Origin of the sequence: Collinsella sp. AF28-5AC (genome assembly GCF_003457875.1) — a bacterium.
Classification (GTDB): domain Bacteria; phylum Actinomycetota; class Coriobacteriia; order Coriobacteriales; family Coriobacteriaceae; genus Collinsella.
In genome coordinates, this window is the sequence record NZ_QRTA01000004.1 from 86156 (window position 1) to 101973 (window position 15818).

13 protein-coding genes are annotated in these 15818 nt (G+C 59.3%); 8 read left to right on the forward strand and 5 right to left on the reverse strand.

The features are described from left to right. Nucleotides 1-77 precede the first annotated feature (77 nt). Entirely contained in the window at nucleotides 78-1211 is a 1134-nt protein-coding gene (locus tag DWZ01_RS04505; RefSeq protein ID WP_233504606.1) for a 5-methyltetrahydropteroyltriglutamate--homocysteine S-methyltransferase, read from the forward strand. Between the two features lie 123 nt (nucleotides 1212-1334). After that, nucleotides 1335-2669, forward strand: coding sequence for a uracil-xanthine permease family protein (locus DWZ01_RS04510; protein ID WP_117848242.1), 1335 nt, complete (start codon nucleotides 1335-1337; stop codon nucleotides 2667-2669). 60 nt (nucleotides 2670-2729) lie between these two features. Here the strand turns inward: DWZ01_RS04510 and DWZ01_RS04515 are convergent, their stop codons facing one another. Together DWZ01_RS04515 and DWZ01_RS04520 are read right to left on the reverse strand one after the other, a co-directional pair. Further along, entirely contained in the window at nucleotides 2730-3395 is a 666-nt protein-coding gene (locus DWZ01_RS04515; protein WP_147332623.1) for an alpha/beta hydrolase, read from the reverse strand. A gap of 137 nt (nucleotides 3396-3532) precedes the next feature. Beyond that, on the reverse strand, nucleotides 3533-4843 hold the full coding sequence (locus DWZ01_RS04520) for an NCS2 family permease (protein WP_117769832.1): 1311 nt from the start codon (nucleotides 4841-4843) through the stop codon (nucleotides 3533-3535). Between the two features lie 193 nt (nucleotides 4844-5036). Between DWZ01_RS04520 and DWZ01_RS04525 the strand changes: the two genes are divergently transcribed. Together DWZ01_RS04525 and bsh are read left to right on the forward strand one after the other, a co-directional pair. Then, entirely contained in the window at nucleotides 5037-5456 is a 420-nt protein-coding gene (locus DWZ01_RS04525; RefSeq protein ID WP_035137017.1) for a peptide deformylase, read from the forward strand. A 131-nt stretch (nucleotides 5457-5587) separates the two neighbouring features. Further along, nucleotides 5588-6553, forward strand: coding sequence for a choloylglycine hydrolase (gene bsh, locus DWZ01_RS04530; protein ID WP_117848244.1), 966 nt, complete (start codon nucleotides 5588-5590; stop codon nucleotides 6551-6553). A 79-nt stretch (nucleotides 6554-6632) separates the two neighbouring features. Here bsh and DWZ01_RS04535 read toward each other — a convergent pair whose 3' ends face one another. Together DWZ01_RS04535 and DWZ01_RS04540 are read right to left on the reverse strand one after the other, a co-directional pair. Continuing rightward, nucleotides 6633-8882 carry a KUP/HAK/KT family potassium transporter gene (locus tag DWZ01_RS04535; RefSeq protein WP_117848245.1) on the reverse strand — a complete coding sequence of 750 codons (2250 nt, stop codon included), beginning with the start codon at nucleotides 8880-8882 and terminating at the stop codon, nucleotides 6633-6635. Nucleotides 8883-9021: 139 nt separating this feature from the next. Continuing rightward, complete coding sequence (locus DWZ01_RS04540; protein WP_117848246.1) at nucleotides 9022-9933, reverse strand: DMT family transporter; 912 nt, start codon at nucleotides 9931-9933, stop codon at nucleotides 9022-9024. A gap of 118 nt (nucleotides 9934-10051) precedes the next feature. Here DWZ01_RS04540 and DWZ01_RS04545 point away from each other — a divergent pair, with 118 nt between their 5' ends. Both DWZ01_RS04545 and DWZ01_RS04550 read left to right on the forward strand, forming a co-directional pair. Then, nucleotides 10052-10909, forward strand: coding sequence for a LysR family transcriptional regulator (locus DWZ01_RS04545; protein ID WP_233506171.1), 858 nt, complete (start codon nucleotides 10052-10054; stop codon nucleotides 10907-10909). Nucleotides 10910-11110: 201 nt separating this feature from the next. Then, complete coding sequence (locus DWZ01_RS04550; protein ID WP_117848274.1) at nucleotides 11111-12592, forward strand: aminotransferase class I/II-fold pyridoxal phosphate-dependent enzyme; 1482 nt, start codon at nucleotides 11111-11113, stop codon at nucleotides 12590-12592. A 75-nt stretch (nucleotides 12593-12667) separates the two neighbouring features. Here DWZ01_RS04550 and DWZ01_RS04555 read toward each other — a convergent pair whose 3' ends face one another. Next, the gene (locus DWZ01_RS04555) at nucleotides 12668-13078 is read right to left on the reverse strand and encodes a peptide deformylase (RefSeq protein WP_117769829.1); all 411 of its coding nucleotides are present in this window, start codon (nucleotides 13076-13078) and stop codon (nucleotides 12668-12670) included. A 204-nt stretch (nucleotides 13079-13282) separates the two neighbouring features. On the opposite strand from DWZ01_RS04555, the gene DWZ01_RS04560 reads away from it, so the two are divergent. Both DWZ01_RS04560 and DWZ01_RS04565 read left to right on the forward strand, forming a co-directional pair. After that, entirely contained in the window at nucleotides 13283-14698 is a 1416-nt protein-coding gene (locus DWZ01_RS04560) for an MFS transporter (RefSeq protein WP_117769828.1), read from the forward strand. A gap of 152 nt (nucleotides 14699-14850) precedes the next feature. Beyond that, complete coding sequence (locus DWZ01_RS04565) at nucleotides 14851-15762, forward strand: hypothetical protein (protein WP_117769827.1); 912 nt, start codon at nucleotides 14851-14853, stop codon at nucleotides 15760-15762. Nucleotides 15763-15818: the final 56 nt, after the last annotated feature.

Below are 15818 nucleotides of genomic sequence, written 5' to 3' on the forward strand. Positions count from 1 at the left end.
AAACGTATATTTTACGATGACCATATGAGCGCTCATACTCTGTCCCAGTAAAGCAACCAATGCAAAGGGAGATATCTATGAGCACTTCGATTCAACCGAACGCGCCGTTTCGTGCCGATATCGTCGGCAGTTTTCTTCGTCCGCAGGCTGTAAAGGATGCCCGTGCCGCCTATGTCGCGGGTAAACTCGACGCTTCCGGCCTTAAGGCCGTCGAGGACGAGGCCATCCGCGACTTAGTGGCCAAGCAGAAGGCCGCCGGCCTGCAGGTGATCACCGATGGCGAGTTCCGCCGCAGTTACTGGCACCTCGATTTTATGTGGGGCCTTAACGGCATTGAGCGCCGCACCTCACGCACGGGTTATATGTTCCATGACGAGGAGACGACGGCCGACACCGCCGTGGTTACCGGTCCCATTAGCGGCGAGAACCACCCGTTCGTCGAGCATTTTAAGTTTGTCAAGGCGCTTGAGGGGGAGGGCCAGGTCGCGCGTCAAACCATTCCGGCGCCGATCCAGACGTTCTCGGAGGTTACGCTCGACCGCTGCGATGGACAGCAGGAGAGTCTGCGCGCCGTCTACAAGACCGATGAGGAACTTGCCGACGCCATTGCAGCCGCTTATCGCACGGTGATCGCCGACCTGTATGCCGCGGGCTGCCGCAACATCCAATTTGATGACTGCACCTGGGGCATCTATTGCGATACGGACTTTGTGTCCAAGACTGGCATGAGCCCGGTTGACCTGCAAAAGGTGAGCGAGCTGGGCGTGGCGCTCAACAATGCTGCCATCGCGGGCAAGCCCGACGATCTGGTTATCAACACGCATGTGTGCCGCGGCAACTATCACTCCACGTATGCCTTCGAGGGTGGTTACGATCCCATTGCGCCGTACCTGTTCGCACATGAGAACGTCGACGCGTTCTACCTTGAGTTCGATACGCCACGCGCCGGTGGCTTTGAGCCGCTTAAGTACGTTGCTCCCGGCAAGAAGGTCGTGCTGGGCCTGGTGACCACCAAGGCGGCTGAGCTTGAGGACGAGGACGTTATCGTCGAACGTATCCAAGAGGCCGCAAAGTATGTGCCGCTCGAGAACCTGTACCTGTCGCCCCAGTGCGGCTTTGCCAGCTGCGAGATTGGCAACAAGCTGACCGAGGACGAACAGTGGGCAAAGATCGCGCTGGTCAAGCGCATTGCTGAGCGCGTTTGGAAGTAACGTTACCGCTTGCAGGTGACGGCGCGCGCGAGACATGGTGTATCACGTACAATGGTTCGGATCGTATCGTTCGGGCAGGTTATCCGATATGCCTGATCGCCCTTCCATCATGAAAGGACTTCCATGTCCCAATCCTCGACGCCCGCCGTCACCGATGCCATCTACGACGCATCGTCGCTCGGCCGCCCGCGCATGTTCGTGTTGGGTTTGCAACACATGTTTGCGATGTTCGGAGCAACGGTGCTCGTGCCCGTGCTCACCGGCCTTTCCGTTTCGGCGACGCTTCTGTTCGCCGGCATCGGCACGCTGCTGTTTCATTTTCTATCGCGCGGTAAGGTGCCTGCGTTCCTGGGCTCGTCGTTTGCCTTTATCGCGGGTTATGCCGCCATTGCGCCCAACGGCGAGGCCGAGCTTTTGCCCTACGCCTGTCTGGGCGTTGCCTGCGCCGGTCTGCTCTATCCGGTGCTCGCGGCCCTGTTCCGTGCCTTTGGCGCCAAGCGTGTCATGCGCTTCTTTCCGCCGGTGGTGACCGGTCCCATCGTCATTTCCATCGGCCTGATCCTAGCGAGCTCTGCCATTGCCAACTGCCAGACCAATTGGCTTGTTGCCGTTGTCGCTGCGGCCGTCATCGTCATCTGCAATATTTGGGGCCGCGGCATGGTCAAGATCGTGCCGATCCTGCTGGGCGTCGTGGTGAGCTATACCGTTGCGGCCGCGTTGGGTGAGGTCGATTTTTCGGGCGTTGCCGCCGCTCCGTGGGTCGGTCTGCCCATCGTGTGGGACAACACCGTGTTTGCGCTCTTTGGCCCGCAGTTCGATAGCGGTCTTGCCACGACGGCCATCATCACCATCATGCCGCTGGCCTTTGCAACTATGATCGAGCATATCGGCGATATCTCCGCCATTGGCTCTACCTGCGAACGCAATTACATTGCCGATCCCGGTCTGCACCGTACCCTGCTCGGCGATGGCCTGGCGACCATCTTGGCATCGCTCTTTGGCGCCCCCGCCAATACGACGTATGGCGAGAACACCGGCGTGCTTGCCTTGACGCGTGTGTTCGACCCGCGTGTGATTCGCATTGCCGCCTGCTGCGCCATTGTGCTTTCGTTCTGCCCCAAGTTTGCTGCGGTGATTGCCGCCATGCCGGCGTGCGTTATCGGCGGTGTGTCACTCGTGCTCTACGGCATGATCAGCGCCGTTGGCGTGCGTAACCTCATCGAGAATCAGGTTGATTTCCAGAACAACCGCAACGTGCTGGTGGCGGCTCTGGTGCTCGTGCTTTCGCTCGGCATTGCCTACAGTACCGCCGGTGCCATCGTGCTGGAGCTGGGCGGCGTGACGATTTCGCGTTCGGGCCTTGCCGTGGGCTCGCTGGTGGGCATTGTGCTCAACGCCATCCTGCCCGGTAATGACTTTGAGTTTGATACTTCCGAGCTTGAGGAGACTGCTGAATAGTAGCTGCGTTCAGCCAAATTAAAAATGGCGTCCATGCGTATGTACGCGTGGACGCCATTTTTAATGCGTCAGTATCCAGTGGATGCCGCGCGCCATGCGCAGGTCAGTTTGGGCAAAGTGATTGCCGGGGTTGAGCTCCAGCGTTGTTGGAATGTCACGCTCGATAAACAGCTCTTCCATCGCACGCGTATCGTCGAGTACGTGCCGCATCATGCGGTTGGGCGTCTTGGTTTCCTTTTTACCGAGCGACAGATAGGCGGCGTCGGGCGTGGCTGTCATCGTGCGCTCGCGCGCGTAGTCGATAAAGCCGGGGAACCACAGCGACCCCGATGCACTTGCCGCGCGCTCAAAGACATCTGTTTGCCAAAGTGCCCACAGTGAAAAAAGACCCGCCAACGAGTAGCCGGCAATGCCGCGCCAGGTGGGCGGGCAGGGAAGTGATGATTCGGCCTCTGGGATTATCTGATTCAGCAGCTCATCGAGAAACTCAGACGCCTGTCCGCCAAAGGGCTCGGCATCTCGTATAGTTCCGTCGCATTCCCAGGGGCTCAGCTCGCGATTCCAATCGAGTCCTCCAATGGCGGCAAGGGTGAAGGGCGGGCAGTCGAGCTCTCGGCAGCGCTCGTAGACTTCACTACCGTCGCCCATAACCACGGGAAGGTAGATGACGGGCGCGCCTTCCACACACTCTGAATAAACGGTTATCTGCTTATGATGCGCTTCCAAGGCAGGCTTCTCTCGGTGTTGTGATATTGACAGCCTCAATTGTCGCACGCTGGCGCGGGGGCAGACGCTAAAAGAAAGGCGCGGAGCCGCTCGATGCGACTCCGCGCCTTGATGTTCTGCTTTAGCAGACTATGCCGTTACGCCACGAAGAAGTAGACGAGGAAGGCAAGGGCTGCGATCCACATGAGCGGCTTGATCTTGGAGGCCTCGCCCTTAAAGAGCGCGACGATCACGTAGGCGATAAAGCCCAGGCCAATGCCGGCAGAGATGGAGTAGGTGAAGGGCACGCCGGCGACGATCATGAACGCCGGGAAACCCTGCGACACGTCGGACCAGTCGATCTCGGAGGCTTCGCTCATCATGAGGTAGCCGACGTAGACCAGAGCACCGCAGGTGGCGGCGCTGGAAACGATGGTGACGATGGGGGAGAAGAACGCGGCGAGAATGAACAGCACGCCGGTGGTGACGGAGGTGAGGCCCGTGCGGCCACCGTCGGCGGCGCCGGAAGTGGACTCGACGAAGGTGGTGATGGAGGAGACGCCCATGAAACCGCCCACAGCAGCGGCGGCGGAGTCGACGATCAGGATCTCCTTGATATTCTCGACGTTGCCGTCGTCGGTGAGGAACTCGCCCTGCTTGGCTACGGCCATCGCGGTGCCCATGGTGTCGAAGAAGTCACTCATGAGCAGCGAGAACGAGATGACGAGGAGCGTGGGGTCGGTAAGGACCTTGACGATGGCGGGCACGCCGCCGGCGTCGGCGATGGGGCCACCGATGCTCGAGAAGTCGAGCGGGGCGATGATACCGGTCGGAGCATGGGTCACACCTAGGGGGATACCGGCGATGACGGCGACGACGATGCCGATGAGCAGCGAGCCGGGGACGTTGCGGCAGGCGAGGGCGACTGTCACCAGGATGGAGATGATGCCGACGATGAAGGTGGGGGAGGTGATGTCGCCCAGACCGACGAGTGTACCGGCGCCAGCGGTGATAATGCCGGCATCGCACAGGCCAATCATGGCGATGAACAGGCCCAGACCCACCGAGATGGCGTGACGCAGGACAACCGGGATGGCGTCCATGATGGCCTCGCGCAGGCCACAAAGCACGAGCAGCAAGATGACGATACCCTCGAGGAAGATGACGCTCATGGCCACGTGCCAGTCACCGCCGCAGACGGTGGTGGTGATTCCAGCGATCATCGCGTTGACGCCTAAGCCCGACGCGCAGGCGAGCGGGCGGTTGGCGAAGATGCCCATGCAGATGGTCATGATGCCGGCGCCCAGGCAGGTGGCGCAGGCGAGCGCTCCCGCATCGATGCCAGCGCCCGAGAGCACTGCGGGGTTGACGGCGATGATGTAGGCCATCGCCAGGAATGTTGTCAGTCCAGCGCGCAGTTCGGTCCCGATTGTGGACTTGCGCTCGCTGACGTGAAATAGTTCGTCCATGCATACCCTTTCCTTGCTCGGCCCCGAGTTTAGGCCGATTGACACGAACTCACCCACTATAGCCCCTTTACGACGCTGTTGTTCCTCGCATGTTGATGTTCGGCGCTTTGTAGCAGACGGACGGTATTTTTCGCATGAAAATGTGTGGGTACCGTATACTTAAGCGGTTACAACGACCCCTATGGAGGAACGTATGATTAAAGAGCTTTGCCACGACGAGGCTATTCTGTCCCAGCGTTGCGAGGTTGCGACCGTCGAGGACGAGTCGGTTGCTCAGGACCTGATCGATACCATCAAGTCGCTCGACGATGCCGGCTGCTTGGCCGCTAACCAGATTGGCGTTACCAAGAAGGTTTGCGTCTACCTGGACGATGCCGGCGAGCCCCACGTGCTCTACAACCCCCGTCTGGTGTTTGGCCTGGGCGCCAGCAAGATGGAGGAGAGCTGCCTGACGCACGAGGAGGTCACCAAGTCCACGCGCTATATCAAGTGCAAGGTCGCCTTTGATCAGATCGTAGACGGCAAGATGAAGGAGTGCCGCCGCGACTACGCGGGCTTTGAGGCACAGATGATCCAGCACATGATTGACCACTGTCTAGGAAAGTTGGTCTAAGGGGAACAAAGCACCACACTTCGTCTCTTTTGGTCCGGGCGTGACATTGTTGTCATGTCCGGGCTTTTGTGTTTAGCGCCTTTTTGTTTGGTGACAATAACCTTAGCAGGAACGTAAAGCTAGGAGGCGCTATGTGTACGAGCATTCGATTTACCGATAATTCTGGCCACATGTATCTAGGCCGCAACCTCGACTGGAGCTTTGACTACGGCCAACAGGTTCGTGTGATGCCGCGCGGGTTCCACATTCCGTATTCGTTTATCGACGACGCGACAGCGGCACACGCGGTGATTGGTATGTGCATCGATTACAAGAACTATCCCATGTTTTTCGACTGCGGCAACGATGCGGGCCTCGCCGTGGCGGGTCTCAATTTCCCGGGTTATGCCGAGTATGCCGAGGGCCCTGTCGACGGCAAGAACAATATCGCGGCCTATGAGTTTCCCCTGTGGGTGGCAGCGACGTTCTCGACGGTCGATGAGGTCGAGGACGCGCTGCGCGACACGGTGATTGTCGCCAAATCTGCCGGAGAGGGGCTGGGCGTGTCGCTGCTCCATTGGATTATCGGCGACAGCCAGCGCAGCATCGTGGTCGAGATGATGGCTGACGGCCTGCATGTATACGACGATCCGGTCGATACCCTTGCCAATCAGCCCACCTTCCCGTGGCACATGGAAAACCTGCGCACCTATATCACGGCCACAAGCGATTTTCCGCAGACGGCGACATGGCGTGGCGCCGAGCTCAAGCCCTATGGCGCGGGTGCCGGCATGCGCGGTATTCCGGGTGACTGCTATTCGCCGAGCCGTTTTGTAAAGGCGGCGTACCTCAATGCCAATTACCCGCAAAAGGAGAGCGAGACCGAAAACGTCGTTCGCATGTTCCGCTCGCTCGAGGGCGTGGTGATGATCGAGGGAGCGTCCAGGATGGGCGATGGCAAGTTCGAGAAGACTATCTACACCGGATGCTTTAGTGCGCGCACGGGCAATTATTACTACGCGATGTATGGGGATCCGTCGATTCGCTACGTGAGCCTGATGGATGCCGAGGGCGCGAGCCCCGATAGGCTCGTGGTTCCCGAGCCGCGCCGTTCGTAGCCGTTAGCTTTACTGCAATGCAAAGCGGCCCTGCGTCTCTCGTGAGGCGCAGGGCCGCTGTCGTTGATTTGTGGCGTTGCTAGAAGTTGGCGTCGTTGAGTTGTTCGCTCTCGAGGCCGTCGAGCTGTTGCTGTTCGGGCGTATCGGCGACGCTCTCGAGCAGCTCGGTGGGATCGACGTTCATGTCCTTACCGGCCTCGTTGCCGTTGACCAGGTCGTCCGAGAAGATATCGACTTCCATTTCCTCGGCTTCCTCGATTTGGACCTCGAGTGGCACCTGGGTGCGTACGAGCTTGACTGCTGGACGCATGCGGGCAAAGAGCGGTACGTACTCGATGATGATGGCCGAGTTCTCAAGACCGTACCAGCGTGCCGGGCTTCCGCAGGCGCGGCGGACGGCATACTTGATGGCCATCACGCGATGGTCGTTGCGGTTGATGTCCGTCTCGGGAGCAAGCATCTTGCGCAGCATGCAAAAACGGAAGTCGCCCACGTTGCCGCGCGTCTCGTAGATGGAGTAGGTGTGATGCTGCGGCGGCAGCTCGCCCGATGCCATCAAGTCGCCAACGATCTGACGCAGGTAGGCATTGATGCGCTGGTTGACCTTAAAGCCCAGGTCCAAGCGCACGCGGAACAAAAAGTCCGTGCCAAAGGTCTCGACGGAATACTCGTGCGTATAGGGTTCGTCGGTAACGTGCACGTTGATGAACCAATATGCCTTGGCGCGCTTGGGGTGCTTGTCCAGGATGGAATAGAGCACGTCGCGGTCGAGCGTGAGCGGGTCGGGGCTGTTGGTGAGAAATACCAGATTGTCGGCGAGCACGGGATAGGTCTCGTCGTTGCGCAGGCGGTTGAGCTGATCGATGTACTTGGAGACGGGCAACAGAATCGTCTGCGTGCGCTCGATGGCGGTGCCACGGCGCCACACGTACATAAGGCCAAACAGCAGTGCGGCCAGGAAGATCATCACATAGCCGCCGTCAAAGAACATGGTGAGGCACGAGGCGAAGAAGCACAGCTCAATGGCACCAAAGAGCAGGGCGAAGACGCAGGCGCCCAGCTTGTGCTTGAGAATGCCAGCGATATAGCTCGTCAAAAGCGTCGTGGTCATGAGCATGGTCACGGTAATGGCGAGGCCGTAGGCGCTCTCCATGCGCTCGGAGTTTTGGAACAGCAGCACGATGAAGATGCAGCCGACCCACATGATGTTGTTGACGAGCGGAATATAGAGCTGGCCCTTGGTGTCGCTGGGGTAGTGGATGCGCAGATGCGGCATAAGGTTGAGGCGCGTGGCCTCGGATACCAGCGAGAACGAGCCGGTGATGAGCGCCTGCGAGGCGATGATGGCCGCTACGGCCGAAAGTACGATGGCAAAGGGGCGCAGGGGCTCGGGAAGCATCATATAAAACGGGTTGACGATATCCATCGCGAGCATCTGGGGGTTGGAGTTATTGGCGAGCAGCCAAGCTCCCTGACCCAGATAGTTGAGGATAAGGGCCGCCTTAACAAACGGCCAGGATGCATAGATGTTGGCCTTGCCAACGTGGCCCATGTCCGAGTAGAGGGCCTCGGCGCCGGTCGTCGACAGGAAGACAAAGCCGAGCACCATGATGCCCGAGTGGTTGATGGGCGAGAACAGGAACATGATGCCGCGGATGGGGTTGAGCGCGCGCAGGATGGATAGGTTGCCGAGCATGTTGAACAGGCCGGCGCCTGCCAGGAACAGGAACCACAGCGTCATGAGCGGGCCGAACAGCTTACCGATCGACGAGGTACCGGCGCGCTGCATGGCAAATAGGCCGCAGATAATGATGATGGTGATGATGATGACGTTGGTCTGGCCGTCGCCCAAAAGCGCGTGGCCCCACTCGATAGTGCGCAAGCCCTCGATGGCCGTGGTAACCGTGACGGCGGGGGTGAGGATGCCGTCGGCGAGCAGCGCCGCGCCGCCGATCATGGCGGGGAGAATCAGCCATGGCGCCACCTTGCGCACGAGGCTGAATAGGGCGAAGATGCCGCCCTCGTTGTGGTTATCGGCCTTCATGGCGATAACCACGTACTTGACCGTGGTCACGAGCGTCATGGTCCAGATGACAAGCGAAAGCGCTCCCAAGATCATGTCTTCGCTGACGGTACCGATGCCGCCGTTGTTGGCGACGATTGATTTCATGGTGTACATGGGGCTCGTGCCGATGTCGCCATAGACGACGCCGAGCGTTACGAGCAGCATGCCAGCGGAGAGGGGAATGGCTCCGTGCCCGCCCTGCCCATGCTGGCCTTGGAGGTTTGCCTCCAGTTTGTTGTGTGCCACGAGGACTCCCTTAGACATCCGGTTATCTGTCTAGGACAAAAAACTTTATGCCGTCTTTATACATACAAGAGCAGTTTGGCACATCGGGTTATTTTAGACAATAATCCTCAGCTGGGGATTATTTATCTACGCAGGTAGCATTTCAAAGCAGGGGCTTTTAAGCACGTGCTGTCTGGGCGATGCCAGCCTTGGCGTTTGCGCGTTTGCCGGCGAGTTCGCAAAAAATCGCGCCGCCGATGATAAGCGCGGCGCCCAGCAGGCGGACCGGTGTTATGGCTTCACCCAAAAGGGCGGCCGAGAACACGACCGCCGAAAGCGGCTCGAGGTAGCCGACGACGGCGACGGTCTGGACGGGCAGCTTGGCGACGGCGCTAAAGTAGAGCAGGCAACCAATGCCGGTGTTGACGACGCCGAGCATAGCGACGGCGTGCCAATCAATACTGGCGGCGACGCCGGCGGACAGGAACGAGGGAGCGCCCTGCGTGATGAGCGTGAGGACCAGTGCGGTCACAAAGGCGGCGCTCACCTGGAGCGCGGAGTTCTCGAGGCCCTCGATGTGCGGCGCACCCTTGCTGGCGATGACCATCAATGCATAGCAGAAGGCCGAGGCGATTCCACAGACGATGCCCGCAATGGGCATATTGCCGCCTAGACCTTGCGCTGCAATGAGAAAAGCACCGCAAGCAACGGCGACAAAGCCGGCGATTTTGCCGCCGGTCAGCTTTTCGCCAAAGATGAGCGGGGAGAGCGCCATGACAATGATGGGGCCGCAGTAGTACAGCAGCGAGGATACGCCGACGCCGATCGTCTGGTAGGCGCGGAACAGAAAAATCCAGCTGGCGCCCAGCGCAGCTCCCGAGAGGAGGAGGGCCGCGGCTTCGCGGGGACGAGATGGCGCCTGCAACTTATGGTGTTGGGTGATGGCGAGGATAGTGACAAGCGAGAGAGCGCCCAAAAACGTGCGTAGCAGCACGATATCGGAGCTCGGCAGCGCGATGGCAGCGGCGATGATGCCGTTGGAGCCAAACAATAGCAATGCTGCTAAGTACGTAAACAGTCCGTTGTTCATGCGCTTCCATCCCCTCTATATCCGAGCATGTTCACTATGGGTGAACTGGCTTTAGAAGAAAAGCGAATATAATGCATGGAAAACATGACAAAAACTCATACAAGGGTGGGGACGTGCCATGGAGACCAATATCCAAAAGATGCAAGTGCTGCTCGAGACGGTGCGTGCCGGCAGCTTTACGCGTGCTGCAGAGCGGCTGAGCTATTCGCAGTCGGGCGTGAGCCGCATGGTGGGCGACCTTGAGGCAGACTGGGGTTTTAAGGTGCTTGATCGCAGCCGCGAGGGCGTGGTGCTTTCTGCCGACGGGCGGCAGGTCATGCCGGCAGTCGAGGCGTTATGCGAAGAGTTTGGCCGCCTGCAGCGACGCGTGGACGAGATGCGAGGGCTCATGCGCGGCAAGATCTGTATCGGTACGTTTTCGAGTGTGGCGACTCATGTACTGCCGCCGGTGATCGCGCGCTTTCGCGCCGATCATCCGGATGTCGATTACGAGCTGCTGATGGGCGATTACTCAGAGATTGAACAATGGGTGGCTGAGGGTCGTTGTGACCTGGGCTTTATCCCGCGTGAGCCCCGAGAAAACGGCATGGCATCGCGGTCTTTGGTGCGCGACGAGTTGATGGCGGTAGTACCGGCAGACTCTTTGCTTGCCACGGCGGAGGTCGTTTCTCTTGCCGATTTAGCCAACGAGCAGTTTATTCTGCTAGAACGCGGCACCGATGACGAGATTACGCCGCTGTTCCGTCGGGCGGGACTGACGGTGTGCTCCAAGCTGTCGACCTGGGATGACTATGCGATTATGGCCATGGTTGAGGACGGCCTGGGTGTGAGCATTCTTCCCGCGCTCATCTTGCGCCGTTGTCAGTTCGATGTTGCCGTGCGTTCGCTCGAGGGACATCCCCATCGGCAGATCAACGCCATATATCGAACGGCCGATGTTTCGCTTGCCGCCGCCCGTTTCCTCGAATACCTCTAAACGTGTACACACCATTGTTCGCTTTGGGCAAATCTCGGAGTCCGATACATTTTCTTATGAAATTGAACTTTCGAATGAGGTACGGCGCTATACTGCTTGCTAAATTGAACCCTGGTTCAATTCGTGTTCTATAAATTGAACTTTGCCAGCAAGGAGGTTCTAGTGGCCCAAGAGACGTTTAGCGATCGCCTGCGACAGGCTATGTCCGATCGCGACGTTCGCCAGTCGGACGTGATCCGCGCATCGGAGATGCTCGGCAAAAAACTCGGCAAGAGTCAGATGAGCCAATATGTGAGCGGCAAGACGATCCCGCGGCGCGATGTGGCTGAGCTGCTCGCCCGTATTTTGGAGGTCGATGTTACCTGGCTGCTTGCCGGCGACGCCGATCAAGGCGAGGCATCATCACCCCGCAACGATTCCAAGCCCGAACCCCATCCCTCAGCTCAAATTGCAAGGAGCACCACCATGCGCACTTTTTCTAAATCCACCAAGCTCGATAACGTCCTGTATGACGTGCGCGGCCCCGTCGTCGACGAGGCCGCCCGTATGGAGGACGAGGGCGAGCGCATCCTCAAGCTCAATATCGGTAACCCGGCGCCCTTCGGTTTCCGCACGCCCGACGAGGTTATCAAGGACATGCGCCAGCAGCTGCCCGACTGCGAAGGCTATTCCAACTCGCGCGGCCTGTTCTCTGCGCGCAAGGCGATCATGCAGTACTCGCAGATCAAGGGGCTGCCCAATGTTCAGATGGAGCATATCTACACGGGCAACGGCGTGTCCGAACTCATTCAGCTTTCGATGAACGCGCTGCTCGACAATGGTGACGAGATTCTGATCCCCAGCCCCGATTATCCGCTCTGGACGGCGTGCGCAACCCTTGCCGGCGGTCATCCCGTGCACTATCTATGCGACGAGCAGGCGGATTGGTATCCCGACCTGGAGGATATGGAGTCCAAGATCACGAGCGCGACCAAGGCCCTCGTCATCATCAACCCCAACAACCCCACGGGTTCTGTCTATCCGCGCGAGGTGCTCGAGGGCATCGTCGAGGTTGCGCGCAGGCATCAGCTGATGATCTTTGCCGATGAGATCTACGACCGTCTGTGCATGGACGGCTACGAGCACGTCTCGATTGCCTCGCTCGCTCCCGATCTGCCCTGCATTACGTTTAGCGGCCTGTCCAAGTCGCATATGATCGCGGGCTATCGCATTGGCTGGATGGTGCTTTCGGGCAACCAGCGCTGCATGAGCGACTTCATCATGGGCGTCAACATGCTCTCTAACATGCGTCTGTGCTCCAACGTGCCGGCCCAGTCGATCGTCCAGACGGCGCTCGGCGGCCATCAGTCGGTCAACGACTACATCCGCCCCGGCGGTCGCGTCTACGAGCAGCGCAACTTTGTGTATGAGGCGCTCAGCAAGATCGACGGCATCTCGGTGGTCAAGCCGCGCGCGGCGTTCTACATCTTCCCCAAGATGGATGTTAAGAAGTTCAACATCACCGATGACGAGCAGTTTGCCCTCGATCTGCTGCACGAGAAGAAGATCCTCATCACGCGCGGCGGCGGCTTTAACTGGGCCGAGCCCGACCACTTCCGCATCGTGTACCTGCCGCGCATGGAAGTGCTCAAAGAGTCGCTCGAAGACCTCGCCGACTTCTTCGATCACTACCGTCAGAACTAGTGGGATAGAAGCTCCGCACTATGAAAAGCTCCCTGCAGTTGCTTGGCTGCGGGGGGCTTTCTTGAATCGGCGGAACTAAATAACGATTCCGTTGCAGTGGTCGATTTCGTGCTGGATGATCTCGGCGGTGTAGCCCGAGAAGTTTTTGATGCGGTGGACGAAGTTCTCGTCCAAATACTCAACCTTAATGCGGCGATAGCGGGTGCAGGGACGCTCGCCGATCAGCGAGAGGCATCCTTCGCTCGTCTGATAGGCATTGACCTGCTCAAGAATTTGAGGGTTGTACATCAGCAGCGCCCTATTGCCGTCCTTTACGCAGATGATGCGTTTGCGTACGCCGATCATGTTGGCGGCGAGCCCCACGCACTCATGCTCATGTTCGTGGAGCGTATCCAGGAGGTCCTGCCCGGTCGCGGCATCGTCGGGTCCCGCGTCTTCGGAAGACAGGCGCAAAAAGAACTCGGATTTCATGATGGGCTTAATCATGGCGGGCTCCTCATGTCTCATGCTTTCGTGGACTTTTAATAATAGCGCGGAAGGAAAGCTGTGCGTCCGCGTTACAATCTTTCGATGTTGGACCATGTTGCCAGACTCGTCGTGTACGGCGTCTGGCGTAAGTCTAGGGCTCATTTTCGCCCTGGACTGTTCCTCTGGGGCGATGCGACTGTCGTTCCAAGAGGAAGGAAATGCATGGGGAGCAAATCTCAGCAACAAGTTCAAGCACCGCCATCGGCCACTGCGGCAATTCTCGTCGTAATGTATATTGCAGCCTTTGTTGCCGCGTTTAACGAGAACATCATTAACGTGGCGTTGCACGACATTATGGCGGCCTTTTCGGTGAGTGCCACCACGGCGCAGTGGCTCGTTTCGGGCTACATGATCGTGACGTCGATCTTTACGGCCATCATGGCCTTCCTGTCCGGCCGTTTCTCGACGCGCAAGCTGCTGTTTTTCGCATGCGGATGCATGGTCGCCGGCGAAGTTCTGTGCCTGGTCGCTCCGTCGTTTGGCGTTTTGCTGTCAAGTCGTATTTTGCAGGCTGCGGGATCGGGCATCTTGTTCCCGCTCATGATGAACGTGGTGCTGTCTTGCGCTCCGCGCGAGAAGCTCGGCCTGTATCTGAGCTTGGGCGGTGCCTGCATTACGTTGGGGCCGGCGTTTGGACCCGTGATCAGTGGTCTTATGTGCACGTTGTTTGGCTGGAGGGCGGTGTTCGTAGTGCCGCTGGTGGGCGGCATTGTGGTCGCTGCGGCGGGCGTAAAGCATGTCCAGAATGTCGGAGAGCGCTCGAATACCACGCTTGATATTCTGTCGGTTGTTTTGCTCGCGGCCGGCATTACGGCATTTGTGTATTCCGTAGGCGAGTTCTCGACCAATCTGATTGCCGGTATCGTGGCACTTTTCGCCGCCATTGTGCTGCTCGGCCTGTTTGCGGCCCGTCAGCTCAAGCTCGAACATCCGGTGCTTAACGTGCGTCCCATGGCGAGCGTTCGCTTTTGGCCTGCGTGCCTGCTTGTGGTGGTGTCGATGATGACGACGTTCTCGATGAGCGTTTTGTTGCCGCTCTATTTTGAGGGCGCATACGGCATGACCGCCCTTGTTGCGGGCTTGCTCATTTTGCCGGCGATTGCCTGCAACGCCGTGACCTCGATTGTGGGCGGACGCGTGATGGACGCCCGTGGCGCATGGCCGCTGCTGCCGGTCGGCTTTGCCCTGATTGCCGTGGGACAGACTGCCATCTCGATGACGGCGGCAAGCATGAACATCGGCGTCGTCGTGGCGCTGACCGTTGTGGTGTATGCCGGAGTCGGTTTGGTGCTGAGTCCCTCGCAAACGGCCGGCTTGGAGACGCTGCCTGCCGCTGAGCATCCTCACGGAACGGCATTGCTTAACACGTGGAACATGATTGCCGCATCGTTTGGCCCGTCGCTGTTTATCGGTCTGCTCTCGAGTTCTGCGGCGGCTGCCAGCGTCGCTGGCGCTGCGATCGACGTTGACCAGGCGATTGGATTTGCAGCTGCCGTGCGTGTGGCGGCTGTAATTGCCGTGGTCGGGTTCGTGACGTCGCTGGTGTACGCTCGTCGCGAGTCGCACATGTCGCATTAATGTGTGCACATAGATTCTGCAGCTAGATTGGATGGCGACACCATAAACTAATGGACGTTTTGCCGAGAGGCATGAATGTTTAAAGCGCAAAGAGTGCGCGACGGGCCCCGCGAATGGGGCGATGATGCCCGAGAGGGCCAAGAAGGAGTCTCATGTCAGAGAACGAAGAGATCATGAACGAGACCGAGAACGAGACCATGGCTGCCGAGGTCGAGGCAGTCGAGACCGTGGAGACCGAAGCTGCCGAGGTTGAGGCTGCTGACGAGGTTTCCGCCGAGGAGGAGGCCGAGGTTGTCGAGGCCGCCGCTGATTACGATGACGAAGAGCTGATGGACAAGATGCAGAAGGCCGCCCGCCTGCTGCGTAGCCGTCGCTTTGCTATTTCCAAGGAGGAGGAGGCCAAGGCCGAGCGCATGGCGAACATCGAGCGCGCCATCAAGCTCCTTGACCTCAAGCCCAAGATGGAGCAGAAGGAAATGTCCGACCTGCTGGGCATGCGCCTTCGTGAGCTCGATGGTCTGATGGCCGAGGCCGAGGCTGCCGATCTGGTCGGCCGCATCGACGACGCCGAGGGCGATATGCGCAAGATCGTCGTCTTCGCTGCCGAGGATGCCGCTGAGGGTCTGGTCGAGCTTGCCAACAAGAAGGAGAAGCTCCTGCCCGAGCTTTCTTACGAGGAGGCCACCGAGCTGATGGCCGCTCTCGATAAGGTTATCGCTCCGCTCGTCGCCATGGGCCTGGACGAGGACCGCGGTCCTCGCGGCGGCCGTGACGATCGCGGTGGCCGTGGCGGCGACCGCGGCGGTCGCGGCGGCTTTGGTGATCGCGGTGGCCGTGGCGGCGACCGTGGCGGTCGCGGTGGCGATCGCGGCGGCCGCGGCGGCTTTGGTGACCGTGGCGGCGACCGCGGCGGTCGAGGCGGCTTTGGCGGCAACCGTGGTGGCTATGGCGACCGCGGCGGCAACCGTGGTGGCTTTAGCGGCAACCGTGGTAACGACCGCGGCGGTCGCGGTGGCGATCGTGGCGGCCGCAATGGCGGCGGCTTCCGCGGCAACCGTTTCTAATTAGTTACGCGATTTTACCAAACCGCGTAACTAGTTGACGCTGCGCGCCGCCCAGG